This is a genomic window from Mesorhizobium sp. CA14 (assembly GCF_020165195.1).
GTDB lineage: Bacteria > Pseudomonadota > Alphaproteobacteria > Rhizobiales > Rhizobiaceae > Mesorhizobium.
On the sequence record NZ_JAIUHR010000001.1, the window covers coordinates 23126 to 35921 of the forward strand.

9 protein-coding genes and 1 pseudogene are annotated in these 12796 nt (G+C 65.0%); 4 read left to right on the plus strand and 6 right to left on the minus strand.

All coding sequences use genetic code 11. From position 1 onward, the window contains the following. Positions 1-18: 18 nt before the first annotated feature. The 4 genes from nagZ to LB565_RS00155 all read right to left on the minus strand — a co-directional run bounded on the left by nagZ (position 19) and on the right by LB565_RS00155 (position 7871). Positions 19-1038 carry a beta-N-acetylhexosaminidase gene (nagZ, locus tag LB565_RS00140; protein ID WP_224581196.1) on the minus strand — a complete coding sequence of 340 codons (1020 nt, stop codon included), beginning with the start codon at positions 1036-1038 and terminating at the stop codon, positions 19-21. Positions 1039-1170: 132 nt separating this feature from the next. Continuing rightward, a complete protein-coding gene (locus LB565_RS00145) occupies positions 1171-4719 on the minus strand; it encodes an SPOR domain-containing protein (protein WP_224581197.1) in 3549 nt (1182 codons plus the stop codon). Positions 4720-4822: 103 nt separating this feature from the next. Continuing rightward, positions 4823-6580 (minus strand): arginine--tRNA ligase, encoded by a 1758-nt coding sequence (gene argS / locus LB565_RS00150; RefSeq protein ID WP_224581198.1) that lies wholly within the window; start codon positions 6578-6580, stop codon positions 4823-4825. 61 nt (positions 6581-6641) lie between these two features. After that, on the minus strand, positions 6642-7871 hold the full coding sequence (locus LB565_RS00155; RefSeq protein ID WP_224581199.1) for a deoxyguanosinetriphosphate triphosphohydrolase: 1230 nt from the start codon (positions 7869-7871) through the stop codon (positions 6642-6644). A 70-nt stretch (positions 7872-7941) separates the two neighbouring features. Here LB565_RS00155 and erpA point away from each other — a divergent pair, with 70 nt between their 5' ends. The 4 genes and pseudogenes from erpA (at position 7942) to LB565_RS00175 (ending at position 9853) form a co-directional block, all read left to right on the plus strand. After that, positions 7942-8289 carry an iron-sulfur cluster insertion protein ErpA gene (gene erpA, locus LB565_RS00160; protein WP_042644753.1) on the plus strand — a complete coding sequence of 116 codons (348 nt, stop codon included), beginning with the start codon at positions 7942-7944 and terminating at the stop codon, positions 8287-8289. Between the two features lie 4 nt (positions 8290-8293). Beyond that, a pseudogene (locus tag LB565_RS00165) lies at positions 8294-8685 on the plus strand (VOC family protein). A gap of 7 nt (positions 8686-8692) precedes the next feature. After that, positions 8693-9487 (plus strand): exodeoxyribonuclease III, encoded by a 795-nt coding sequence (gene xth / locus LB565_RS00170; protein ID WP_224581200.1) that lies wholly within the window; start codon positions 8693-8695, stop codon positions 9485-9487. 72 nt (positions 9488-9559) lie between these two features. Next, the gene (locus tag LB565_RS00175) at positions 9560-9853 is read left to right on the plus strand and encodes a hypothetical protein (protein ID WP_224581201.1); all 294 of its coding nucleotides are present in this window, start codon (positions 9560-9562) and stop codon (positions 9851-9853) included. Between the two features lie 287 nt (positions 9854-10140). Here the strand turns inward: LB565_RS00175 and LB565_RS00180 are convergent, their stop codons facing one another. Beyond that, on the minus strand, positions 10141-10968 hold the full coding sequence (locus LB565_RS00180; RefSeq protein ID WP_224581202.1) for a tetratricopeptide repeat protein: 828 nt from the start codon (positions 10966-10968) through the stop codon (positions 10141-10143). Beyond that, positions 10955-12679 carry a dihydroxy-acid dehydratase gene (gene ilvD / locus LB565_RS00185; protein WP_224581537.1) on the minus strand — a complete coding sequence of 575 codons (1725 nt, stop codon included), beginning with the start codon at positions 12677-12679 and terminating at the stop codon, positions 10955-10957. Before ilvD ends, LB565_RS00180 begins: the two co-directional genes overlap by 14 nt. Between the last annotated feature and the right edge of the window lie 117 nt (positions 12680-12796).

Consider the following 12796-nt stretch of genomic DNA (forward strand, 5'->3'; position numbering starts at 1 on the left):
TGCCTTTCGTCCTTAGGTTCAGGCCACCGCTTCGAAATAGGTGGCAAATTCCGCGCGTATCGCTGCTTCGTCGGCGACGTCGCGGTCCTTTATATAGGTCAGCGCCCGCTCCGCGCGCTGCAAGGACTTGCCCGACAGCGCCGTCGTGCGCGACGCGATCCCGGACATCTCCTCGAAAACGCCGTTGCAGTGAAGGACGAGATCGCAGCCGGCCGCAAGGATCGAGGCCGCCTTTGTCGGGAAATCCCCAGAAAGTGCCTTCATCGAGGTGTCGTCGCTCATCAGCAGCCCGTCGAAGCCGATCTCGCCGCGGATCACCCGATCGACGACCTTGGCGGACGTCGTCGCCGGATTGTCGGGATCGACGGCGCTATAGACGACATGCGCCGTCATGGCCATCGGCAGCTCGTTCAACGCCTTGAACGGGGCGAAATCATGCCGGCTGAGCCCCTCGAGCGGCGTATCGACGGTCGGCAGCGCGAAATGCGTGTCGGCAAAGGCGCGGCCGTGGCCCGGAATGTGCTTCATCACCGGCAGCACGCCGCCCGACATCAATCCCTCGGCCGAGGCGCGGCCAAGCTCGATCACGGCGTTTGGCTCCTTGCCATAGGCGCGCGCGCCTATGACGTCGCTGGCGCCTTCGACCGGGACATCGAGCACCGGCAGGCAGTCGGCGGTGATGCCGAGGCGCGAGAGGTCGAAGGCATGCAGCCGGGCCAGCAACCAGGCGGCGCGGCGGCCGGCATCCTTGTCCTCGCGCCACAATGCGCCAAGCGCACCCCCGGCCGGGTAGTTCGGCGCCAGCGGCGGACGCAGGCGCTGCACCCTGCCGCCTTCCTGATCGATGAAGACCGGAGCGTCCGGACGGCCGACGCAGTCACGCATCGAGGCGACAAGGTCGCGGATCTGCCCGGCTTCACTGATGTTGCGCGCAAAAAGGATGAAACCCCAGGGACGTTCGTCCCGATAGAAACGGATTTCGTCTTCGGTGAGGGATTTCCCGGCACAGCCGAGGATCATGGATTTTGATTCGCTCATAAACGGAAGTTTAAGGCTTTGAGCGAGCAAAGGGAATCATCCCTGCCCTCGGACCAGCCAAAGCCCACAACCGTCCACAACGAAAAGCCGGCGCGGCCTTGCGACGGCGCCGGCTTTGAAAGGCTGGATCGGTTAGCGCGATACGAAGCAGTTGCCTCCGGCGGCCTTGTAGCTGGTGCAAAGGTTGATCGCATCGTTGCGCGACTGGGCCGGAACGCGGACGCGGTAGAAGGTACCCTTGCCCGCGACCTCGGCCTTGACGATGTTGGCGGTGCGGCCGGAGAGCACGCTGCCATAGCGACGCTGCAGGTCCTGATAGGTCGACTGCGCGCTCTCGACCGTCGGCTGAGAGGCAATCTGCATCGACCACGAGCCGCCGCCGGCTGCCGCCGCCGGATCGATGGAAGCGACCTGGTCCGGCTTGACCTCGCCGACGATATCGACCGGCTGGTCGGACGGACGCGCCGGCGCCACCGGCACCGTCGCCGGCGTGTTGGCCGACTGCGCCTTGGCTTCAGCCTTCTTGGCGGGCTTCACCGGCTTGACGGTCGCCGCATCGGCCTGGCCCATATCGGCCTGGCCCGCATTAGCCTGACCCGCATCGGAAGCCACGGTTCCCGTCTGCTGGCCGTCGGAGGCCGGCGCGACATGCTGCGGCGCCGGATCGCTCGGCTCGGCCGCCGCGACCTTCGGCGCGGCCGGGGCCGGATCCTCACGCGGCACCAGCGAGCCATCAGGCTTCACCATCATCGTCTTCACCTTGCGCGGCGCGACGGCGACGACATCGTTGTTGGCGGTGTTCTCGGCATCCTGCTGCAGCACCTGGGCGATGCGATCTTCCGACTTCGGCGCCGGCGCGGCCGGCTGCGTGCTTGCCGCCGCGGCCGGTTGTGCGCTTGCCGGCGCGGCAGGCTGTGCGCTTGCGGGCGCAACGGCTTGCGCGACGCCGGGCAGCGCTGCGTCTGCATTGTCGGCGGCATCGGTGCCGGCGGCAGCGTCGTTATCCTTGGGCGAAAGGTCTACCACGCGGCTCTGCGGCGGCTCCTTCGGGGCCAGGTCCACGGGCTGCTCGGTGGTGTTCACCAGCTTCTGCTGCACCGGCTCGGCGGACTTCGCCGCGCCGCCGCCCTTGGCCACCGCGTCATAAACCTTGTTGTCCTGGTTCGGCACGACCGTACCGCCCGGATTTTCCGGCTTCACTTTGATCGGCGAATTGTCGGCCTTGACGATCACCGGGGCCTCGCTGCCGCCTTTGCCGCCGAAGGAGAAGGCCAGCGCGCCAAGGCCGCCGAAAACCACCACGGCGCCGACGAGCGCCGCGACCATCATGCCGCGCCGGCGCGGCTGCGCCGCCTCGCGCTCGCCAAGTCCGGGGATTGCCATCGCTTCTTCGAGCTCAGGATCGTAATCGAGCTCTTCGCTGGCGAAGTCGTCCTGCTGCGAAACCGGCCGGCTGCCGGGCAGATCGTCGGCGTCGTAATCGTTGGCGACGGCGAACGAAGCTGGGGCTGCCGGAGCCGCCGGAGTCTCGGCACGCAAGTCGCGACGGTCGTAGCCGTTGAAACCGGCATTGTAGGATTCATCGTCATAGCCGCGGCTCTGTGCGGGCGCCGATGCGATCTCCGTCGCGTTCATATCGGTGAGCAGGCTGGCAAATTCCGCATCGAGATCGTCATAGGCGGAGGCCGCGGGCTGATCTTCCTCGAAGCTGAGCTCCGGAATGTCGAGGTCGTCCGCGAGCGCTACCACGCGCTCCGGCACATCGACGGTCTCCACATCCGGCACGTCCTCATGCCGGCGAGCCTGTGGCGAAGGCGCCGGCTTGGCGTAGGCGGCATAATCTACTTCCGGTTCGCTGCGATAGATCGGCGCCGCCATCTGCACCGGTGCCAAAGGCGCTGCCACCTGCACCGGCGCCGAGGGCGCCGGCTGCGCGGCGAACGAAGCTTGCGCCGGGGGGGCGGCGGTCGGGGTCGAGCGACTCCATGACCTTGCCGGCTCGGCGGAATGCAGCCAATCGGATGAGTTTGCCGGAGACTTCGCCCGGGCGGCCTCCTGCTCGGCCTCGATACTCCGGGCGAAAGCAGCGTCGAAGGCGTCGTCGTCGAAATCAATGCCCGGTTCGGTCGCCGAAGGCTCGGTCTTGGAAGGCTCGGGCTTGGAAGACTCGGTCTCGGCGGGGGCCGCAAAACCCTGTCGATCGAGCTCGTCGGCGAGCAAGTCATCTAGATCGCCATCGACCGGCTGAGCGCTCTGCCCGTTCTGCGCCGGCTGGTGCTCGTCGATATCCCAATCGAGATCGTCGGCTGCCGCCTTCCCGCTCACCTGGCGGCTCTCGGGTTCCGCAACCAGCCGTGGGGCGTAAGCAGGCTCCTTGATTGCCGGCATCGGCCGCGCGGTCATGGCGCCGAGCAGCGCATTGAGCTCGTCCTCCAGGCTGCGTTCGCTGGCAGCCGGCTTCACCGGCTCAACGGTGGCGACCGGCGGAACCGGAGCGGCGGCGACCGGCGGAACCGAAGCGGCGACGACGGGAGCCGCCTCGGCGACGGTCGGCTGCAACGTGGCAACGGGCTCGACGGCCGGAGCTTGCGGCTCGTCGTTCAACGCATCGCGAAAGCTCAGCTCGAAATCATCATCGAGGGTCGCCGCATTGGAAGGTTCGGGCGCGACGGGTTCTGGCTCAGCAGCAAAGTGGGCCGTCTCGACCGGCGAGGCGATCATCGGCGCCGGCTCGTCGTCAAACGACAGCTCCGGCTCCTGAACCTCCTGGTCCTGGCCGGGATCCATATCGATATCGGTCATCGCCTGATCGAAATGACCGACAAAATCATCCTCGGAAATCAGCGGGGCGTCTGCATGAGCTTCGACCGGCTCGGCGGCCTGCGCGTGCTGCTCCGGCTCGTGGCTCTCGAACGACAGCTCGTCTTCGAGCGACATTTGGACCGCATTGTCGAAATCGGCGTCGAAGGCCTCTTCGCTCGCAGCCTGCAGAGCTTCGACGGCGTCCTGACGAGCGTCAGCCGGCTCGTGATGGTTGGCGTATCGGTGATGATCGAGCTGAAAATCCTGGTCCAGCGAGGCCGCCATTTCCTGATCGATCGGAAGCTCGTCTTCGAGCGCCGACACATCCAGCGAACTGGCGACCGCCTTGTCGAAATCATCGTCAAAACCGACTTCCGGCTCGGGAGCTTCTGGCTCCGGCGCGACATGCGGCTCCGGCGTGAAATGCGCCGCCGACGCGACTTCCGGCTCGGGCGCGACGTGCAGCTCCGGCGCAAAATCCGGCTCCGGCGCACGGGCCACGGCGAAGTCGGCATAATCCGCCGCGTCGTCGAACACGAAATCCTGTTCGAAGGACGCGGTAAGCTCGTCGTCATTCGCGGCGGCGCTGGCAGCCTCGAAGGTCGGCTCATTGCCGATCTGATGCAATGCAGCCTGTTGAGCGACCGGCGCGCTTTCCTCGACGGAATCGAACTCGCCCATCAACTCCTTCTCGAGGTCGATGTCGAAATCGTCAGCCTCCACGGCCTGATTGGCCGGCATGGCCTTCTCGACCGCTGGGACCGGCTGCCTCACCGGCTGGCGCGGGTCGAAACCCATGATCCGGGTCAGCTCCGCGAACGGATCATCGTCGGCGATGTCGTTGTGGTCGGCTACTTTCAGCGGGGTTCTGTCTGCCATTATTGTTCCCGAACTCGCACACAGTCGGACGCCATGGACGTCGCGCAGGGTTGGCCCTTACCAGCGCAATGTGGGCAAAAGGTGACAGGTTTTTTAGTTAAACCTAACGCATTTCGATGGGCGCGTCTGCCCCGATAAGCGTCAGGCCGGAGGTCAAGACATCCGAAACAGCCTGCACCAGCCCTAGTCTGGCATAGGTTGATTCTCGGTCGTTAACCTTAACAAAACGTAAGTCCGCATTATCGTTGCCGCGATTCCACTGTGCATGGAAGCCGGAAGCCAGATCGTAGAGGTAGAATGCGAGCCGGTGCGGCTCCAGCGAAAGCGCCGCGGACTCGATCAGCCGCGGATATTCAGCCAGCTTCCGGATCAGCGCGATTTCGCCCTCGTCGGCCAGCGCCGCCACCGAGGCCGCGAGCCGGTTTCGGTCGAAATTCGCCTCGCCGAGCTGCTCGCTCGCCTGCCTGAAGACGGAATGGCAGCGCGCCGACGCATACTGCACGTAGAACACCGGATTGTCTTTCGACTGCTCGGTCACCTTGGCGAAGTCGAAATCGAGCGGCGCGTCATTCTTGCGGTAAAGCATCATGAAACGGATCGGGTCGCGGCCGACCTCCTCCACGACCTCCCGCAGAGTGATGAAATCGCCGGACCGCTTCGACATCCGGACCGGCTCGCCGTCGCGGAACAGTTTTACGAGCTGGCAAAGCAGCACGGTGAGCTTGACCTTATCGCCGGCAACTGCCCGCGCCAGCGCCTCGAGTCGCTTCACATAGCCGCCATGGTCGGCGCCGAGCACATAGATCAGATCGACGAAGCCGCGCTCGACCTTGTCCTTCAGATAGGCGACGTCGGCGGCGAAATAGGTGAACGAACCGTCCGACTTGACCAGCGCCCGGTCCATGTCGTCGCCGACCGCGGTCGAGCGGAACAGCGTCTGCTCGCGGTCTTCCCAATCGTCCGGCTTCTCGCCCTTGGGCGGCGGCAGCTTGCCCTTGTAGATATGTCCCTTGAGCGTAAGGTCGGCGATCGCCGCCCGGATCTTCTTGGCGTTGTCGGCATGCAGCGTGCGCTCGGAGAAGAATACGTCGTGATGCACGTTGAGCAGCGCCAGATCCTCGCGGATCATCGCCATCATCGCATCGACGGTGCGGTCCTTGACGATCGCCAGCGCCTCATCTTCCGGCATTTGCAGCAGGCCGCGGCCGAATTCCTTGGCCAGCGCCTGGCCAACGGGGACCAGATAGTCGCCCGGATAGAGACCAGACGGGATCTCGCCGATGTCGTCGCCAAGCGCCTCGCGGTAACGCAGGAACGCTGAGCGGCCGAGCACGTCGATCTGCGAGCCGGCGTCGTTGATGACATATTCCTTGGTCACGTCGTAGCCGGCGAAGGCCATCAGATTGGCAAGCGTGTCGCCGACCACGGCGCCGCGGCAATGGCCGACATGCATGGGGCCGGTCGGGTTGGCCGAAACATATTCGACATTGGCCTTGCGGCCGCCGCCGATGGTCGAGCGGCCGTAGTTGCGTCCCTCGCCGAGCAGCGCCGCCAAATGCGCGTGCCAGAACCCGTCCTTGAGCCTGAGATTGACGAAGCCAGGCCCGGCAATCTCGGCCGAGGCAACATCAGCGTCGCCCCGCAGCGCTTCGGCGAGTTTGTCGGCAAGCGCGCGTGGGTTCTGGCCGGTTGGCTTGGCCAGCACCATCGCCGCGTTGGTGGCAAGGTCGCCATGGCTTGCATCACGCGGCGGCTCGACCGCGATACGCGACAAGTCGAGCGCGCCCCCGTCCTTGTCCTTCAGGTCAAGGGCTTCGACGGCCTTTACGATCCGCGCGTTGAAATCGGCGAAGATATTCATTGGTAGTGCTCTGGGCTTTAAGAGGCAACCGGCTCGATGGCCGGCAAAATCGAGGCTCGCCCTAGCTTAAATCGGGCGTATGGTCAAACAGACGGCGATGTTCCTTCAAGGCATAGGTGTCGGTCATGCCGGCCAGGAAGTCGGCGACGCTGCGCGCCTTGATACGATCCTCGGCCCGGTCGAGCCCTTCGCGCCAGCCATCCGGCATGGCGCGCGGATCGGCGAAATAGACGTCGAACAGCTCGCGCACGATGCGCTCGGCATCGGTCCGCACCCGCATCACGTCCGGGTGCCGGTAGAGATGCTTGTAGAGGAAAGCCTTCAGTTCCTTCTCGGCCGCCGCCATGCCTGCCGAAAACGTCACCAGGGTCTCGCCCGCAGCGCGCACCGCATCGGCGCTGTCCGGCTTCAGGCGCTCGATATTGGCGGCGGTCGACGCGATGACATCCTCGACCATCAGTGTGATCTGCCGGCGCATCAGCTCGTGGCCGGTGCGGACATCGTCGAGCTGGGGATATTTGGCGCGCACGCCATTCAGGATCGAGCCTGGCAGGCCGACCTCTCCCAGCATGTCCAGCGTCAGCAGGCCGGCGCGCAGGCCGTCGTCGATGTCATGGGTGTTGTAGGCGATGTCGTCGGCGATCGCGGCGCACTGCGCCTCGATGCCGGCGAAGCGGTCGAGCTCGAGGTCGTGCAGTTCCGAATAGTCGCGGATCGCTTGCGGCACCGGGCCTTTGAGCCCCTTCCCGCCCGCGTCGGTCAACGGGCCGTTGTGCTTGACCAGTCCCTCCAGCGTTTCCCAGGTGAGGTTCAGCCCGTCGAATTCGGCATAGCGCCGCTCAAGCCGCGTCACGACCCGCAGCGACTGCGCGTTGTGATCGAAGCCGCCCCAGGCCGCCATCTTCTCGTTGAGCGCGTCCTCGCCGGTATGCCCGAAGGGCGTGTGGCCGAAATCGTGGACAAGAGCCACGGCTTCCGCGAGGTCCTCGTCGCCGCGCACTGCCCGCGCAAGCGCGCGGGCGATCTGCGCCACTTCGATCGAATGCGTCAGCCGTGTGCGGTAGTGATCGCCCTCATGTGCGACGAACACCTGCGTCTTGTGCTTCAGCCGGCGAAAGGCGGTGGAATGGATGATGCGGTCGCGGTCGCGCTGGAACGGTGTGCGGGTCGGGCTTTCCGGCTCGTCGAACAGGCGTCCGCGCGAGCGCGCCGGATCGCTCGCATAGGCCGCGCGCGGCCGGTCGCCGAACCCGATGTCGCCGAGAGCACCCTTGCCCTGCCGCTCGTCCATTGATCCACCAGTTGACTCAGGCTTGCCCGCTTCATACCTATCATGTGAAACCGAAAGCAAGGTGACGCCGATGGGCGCGGATGCCAAGACTGCCATGAAGGTCGAAATGACCGACGCCGCGGCAAAGCGGATTGCCAGGATTGTCTCCGGCGAACCAGGCAAGACGGCGCTGCGCGTTTCCGTCGAAGGCGGCGGCTGCTCCGGTTTTTCCTACAAATTCGACTTGGTCGGCGATCGCAACGATGACGATGTCGCCATCGAGAAGGACGGCGCGACCATCCTGATCGACGACCTGTCGCTGGTGTATATGGGCGGCTCGGTGATCGATTTCGTCGACGACCTGATGGGCCAGTCCTTCCAGATCAGGAACCCGAACGCGGTCGCCTCCTGCGGCTGCGGCACTAGCTTCTCCATATAGCCCAATGCCTGCCATCGGCGCGGTCCGTCAGGTCGCGCTCTCGGCTGGCCGCGATCTCGATGCGACGCTTGCTTTCTGGCGCGACGTGCTCAGTCTGAACCTGCACGCCCGCTACGACCCGCCCGGTATTGCCTTCATTATGGCCGGCGATGTACGCCTGCTCTTCACCGACGGCGTTCCGGCCGGCACCGTCTATTTCGACATCGCCGGCCTCGAAACCTTCCACGCCGAGGCGAAAGCCGCAGGCATTCCCTTCACCGCGCCGCCAACGCTCGTCCACCGCGACACCGAGGGGCAGTTCGGCCCGGCGGGGAAAGCGAATGGATGGCCTTTCTAAAGGACCCCGCAGGCAATACGATCGGCCTCGTCGAACGCCTGCCGTCCGAAGAGCATTGAGGTCCTCATGAAGATCGTCACCTGGAATATCAACGGCGTTCGCGCCCGTATCGGCAACCTCACCCATTGGCTGACCGAGAGCGCGCCGGACATCGTCTGCCTGCAGGAGATCAAGACGGTCGACGACCAGTTCCCGCGCGCCGAGATCGAGGCGCTGGGCTACAATGTCGAGACCAACGGCCAGAAGAGTTTTAACGGCGTCGCTCTTCTATCGAAGCTTCCCTTCGACGAGGTCAATCGCGGCTTGCCGGGCGACGAAGCGGATGACCATGCCCGCTTCATCGAAGGCGTTTTTTCCACCGACCAGGGCGCCCTGCGCGTCGCTTCGCTTTATCTGCCCAACGGCAATCCGGTCGACGATGAACGGAAGTTTTCCTACAAGCTCGCCTGGATGGCGCGGTTGGAGCGCTGGGCGGAAGAGCGGCTGCGGCTCGAGGAAGCACTGGTGCTGGCCGGCGACTACAACGTCATCCCGGAACCCGCCGATGCCCGGTTCCCCGAAAACTGGCAGGGCGACGCGCTGTTCCAGCCGCAAACGAGGCAAGCCTTCCGCCGGCTGAAGAATCTCGGCTTCACCGAAGCGGTTCGCTCCGTAACCGACTCGGCCGGCGTCTACACCTTCTGGGATTATCAGGCCGGCGCCTGGCAGAAGAACAACGGCATCCGCATCGACCACCTGCTGCTCTCGCCCGAAGCCGCCAACCGCTTCTCGTCGGCCTCGGTGGAAAAGCACGTCCGCGCCTGGGAAAAGCCTTCCGACCACGTGCCGGTCGCGATCGACCTTAACCTGCAGCCCGCCTGAGACGTTACAAGGCTCCCGGACCCCAGTATCGCCACAAATCCCGTCTTTGATGCGGACTGCTGTGGGGGTTGAATGGCGATCCGATTTCTTTTGCGGCCGGTCGGCCTTGCTTTGGCGCTTGCCGCGCCGACGCCATCGCTGGCGGCACCGACCTGTCTGGCCAACGGCAAGTCCTTCAATGTCGGCCAGACGGCGTGCCTGACGCTGGACGGCGAAAGCTATCTCGCCCGTTGCGACATGGTTCTCAACAACACGTCCTGGACGAAGATCAAGGACGAATGTCCGGGAGACGCGCCAAAATCGCACCCGACATCGATCTCGACCCCGACGCCCGGTCCGACACCGACGGAGCCGACCGAGAACTGAGGCTTCGCTGATCTCCCCACCATCCAGGTTACGTTATGCACACATCTTCTGTGACTGGCGTGACTGGATCAGGCCGAGGCTTGATTGCCACGTGGTTCCCCCTCCGGAGGGAGAGGAAGAGAGCGTTGCTGGACGGAGCGTTGACGGTAAAAAGCTTGGCGCCTTCCTCTACCCCGTCGATTGGGGGGAGATGGCTCGGCGAAGCCGAGACGGAGCAGGGGTCGACCAGCGCTACATTGGACAATGGATGCGCCAAGCTGCCATGCACGCTATCGCCAAACCCGCGCTTACTGGTCGCCGTTGTTGCCCTTGGTCAGGATATCGTCGGCGAGCGAGATCGCCGTCCGGCGATCGGCCTCGCCGGCCGCGGCGAAAGCCTCTTCCTGCATATTGCGGATCCAGGGCTGGTCGGCCGCCGGAGCCCGCTCAAGCGCGGCCGTCATCATCGCCAACCCGCGCACGACCTTACCGCTCTGGAACAGGAGATTGCCGAGCGTCGCCTGCGCGCCGGCATGACCCTTCTCGGCGGCGAGTTGCAGCCAACGGCCCGCCTGCTTGACGCTGGCCTTCACGCCGCCCTCGCCCTTGAGGAACATGCGGCCGATCTCGAACTGGGCGTTCGGATTGCGGTAGTTGGCGGCGGCGCGCATGTAGTATTCCTGCGCCGCGACGTCGTTCTCCTCGACCGGCGTGCCGGGAATGCCCTTGCGCAGATAATCGCCCAGGGCCACCAGGGCGTCCGACACATAGCTTTCTTCCGGCGAGCCGGGCTCGACATCCTGGTCGACGATCTCCGAGAAGAACTTGAAGGCGGCATAGTCATCGCGCGTCACGCCGTCGCCCTCGGCATACATGCGCGCAAGCTTCCAGGTGGCGCCGATCTGGCCGTTCTCGGCGGCGTATTTATAGGCCTCAACCGCCTGGTCCTTGTGGCCGCTCTTGTAAGCGGAGAAGCCGAACTGGAACACCGCCCAAGGGCTCGACTGCGGCTTCACGCCGGTCTTGTCGTCGAACACCTTGTCGTCGAAGGCCATGGCCTGCCCGACGGCGCCCAAGGTCGCAAGAGCGACCAGTGCCGAAAAAACAGACGACCTCAACACCTCAGATGTCCGCATAACAGTGCGTCTCTTTGGCGGCACCCGGATGTGTCACCGCGCCGTCGCGGGCCGACCCTACGGTTTGCGCATATTTCCAGATCGCGCCGGACTGGTAGTCGGTCTTGCGCGGCTTCCAACTCTTTGCCCGGGCCGCCAGTTCCGCGTCCGACAGGGCCACCTCGATCGTGCCTTTCTCGGCGTCGATCGAGATCAAGTCGCCATCCTTGATCAGCCCGATAGGCCCGCCGACCGCAGCCTCCGGCCCGACATGGCCGATGCAGAAGCCGCGCGTGGCGCCGGAGAAGCGCCCGTCGGTGATCAGCGCCACCTTGCCGCCCATGCCCTGGCCGTAGAGCGCCGCCGTCGTCGACAGCATCTCGCGCATCCCGGGACCGCCGCGCGGCCCCTCGTAGCGGATGACGAGAACCTCGCCTTCCTGATAGTTGCGCTGCGTGACTGCTTCGAAGCATTCCTCTTCCGAATCGAAGCAGTGCGCCGGGCCTGAGAATTTCAGTTCCGACATGCCCGCGATCTTCACGATCGCGCCTTCGGGGGCAAGGTTGCCCTTCAAGCCCACAACGCCGCCTGTCTTGGTGATTGGCCGATTGGCGGGACGCACAACATCCTGGCTCTCATTCCAGGAAACGTGCTCCATATTTTCGGCCAAAGTGCGGCCGGTGACCGTCATGCAGTCGCCATGCAGATAACCGTGGTCGAGCAGCGTCTTCATCAGGAGCGGAATGCCGCCGGCCTCGAACATGTCCTTGGCGACATATTTGCCGCCGGGCTTGAGGTCGGCGATATAAGGCGTCTTCTCGAAGATCGCCGCCACGTCGAAAAGATCGAACTTGATGCCGGCCTCATGCGCGATCGCCGGCAAATGCAGCGCCGCGTTGGTCGAGCCGCCGGTGGCGGACACCACGGTCGCCGCGTTCTCCAGCGCCTTGCGCGTGACGATGTCGCGCGGCCGGATATTTTTGGCGATCAGTTCCATAACCTTTTCGCCCGAGGCGAAATTGAAGCGGTCGCGCATTTCGTAGGGCGCCGGCGCGCCGCAGGAATAGGGCAGCGCCAGGCCGATCGCCTCGGCGACGGTGGCCATGGTGTTGGCGGTAAACTGGGCGCCGCAGGAACCGGCTGAAGGACAGGCCGCCTGCTCGATCTCGAGCAGCTCGGCGTCGCTGATCGTGCCGACCGAATGCTGGCCGACCGCCTCGAACACGTCCTGCACGGTGATCTGCCGGCCGCGATAGCTGCCGGGCAGGATCGAGCCGCCATAGATGAAGATCGACGGCACGTTGAGGCGCACCATCGCCATCATCATGCCGGGCAGCGACTTGTCGCAGCCGGCAAGGCCGACAAGGGCGTCGTAGCAATGGCCGCGCATGGTGAGCTCGACCGAATCGGCGATGACCTCGCGCGACACCAGCGACGACTTCATGCCCTGGTGGCCCATGGCGATGCCGTCGGTGACGGTGATGGTGCAGAATTCCCGCGGCGTGCCGTTGGCGGCCGCCACGCCCTTCTTGACCACCTGCGCCTGGCGCATCAGCGAGATGTTGCAGGGCGCAGCTTCGTTCCAGCAGCTCGCGACTCCGACCAGCGGCTGCGCGATCTCGGCCGCCGACAGGCCCATGGCATAAAGATACGAGCGATGCGGCGCCCGCGCCGGACCTTCGGTCACGTAGCGGCTGGGCAGCTTGGCCTTGGAGATTGCCTTGGCGTCCATCATCGTCCTTGCCGCACACCCCGCGGCCGGTCCCATCGCCGGGCCAACCTGGCACGCGTCCCGAGACCTATCTCGGGTGCTCCGGGTTTATGGCGGGAAATGGGCAGTTCCCTCGGC

Bases quoted from the DNA above. Each gene is read 5' to 3' on its own strand.
- nagZ (WP_224581196.1), bottom strand. From the start codon at position 1,038: ATGAGCGAATCAAAATCCATGATCCTCGGCTGTGCCGGGAAATCCCTC.
- LB565_RS00145 (WP_224581197.1), bottom strand. From the start codon at position 4,719: ATGGCAGACAGAACCCCGCTGAAAGTAGCCGACCACAACGACATCGCC.
- argS (WP_224581198.1), bottom strand. From the start codon at position 6,580: ATGAATATCTTCGCCGATTTCAACGCGCGGATCGTAAAGGCCGTCGAA.
- LB565_RS00155 (WP_224581199.1), bottom strand. From the start codon at position 7,871: ATGGACGAGCGGCAGGGCAAGGGTGCTCTCGGCGACATCGGGTTCGGC.
- erpA (WP_042644753.1), top strand. From the start codon at position 7,942: ATGGGCGCGGATGCCAAGACTGCCATGAAGGTCGAAATGACCGACGCC.
- xth (WP_224581200.1), top strand. From the start codon at position 8,693: ATGAAGATCGTCACCTGGAATATCAACGGCGTTCGCGCCCGTATCGGC.
- LB565_RS00175 (WP_224581201.1), top strand. From the start codon at position 9,560: ATGGCGATCCGATTTCTTTTGCGGCCGGTCGGCCTTGCTTTGGCGCTT.
- LB565_RS00180 (WP_224581202.1), bottom strand. From the start codon at position 10,968: ATGCGGACATCTGAGGTGTTGAGGTCGTCTGTTTTTTCGGCACTGGTC.
- ilvD (WP_224581537.1), bottom strand. From the start codon at position 12,679: ATGGACGCCAAGGCAATCTCCAAGGCCAAGCTGCCCAGCCGCTACGTG.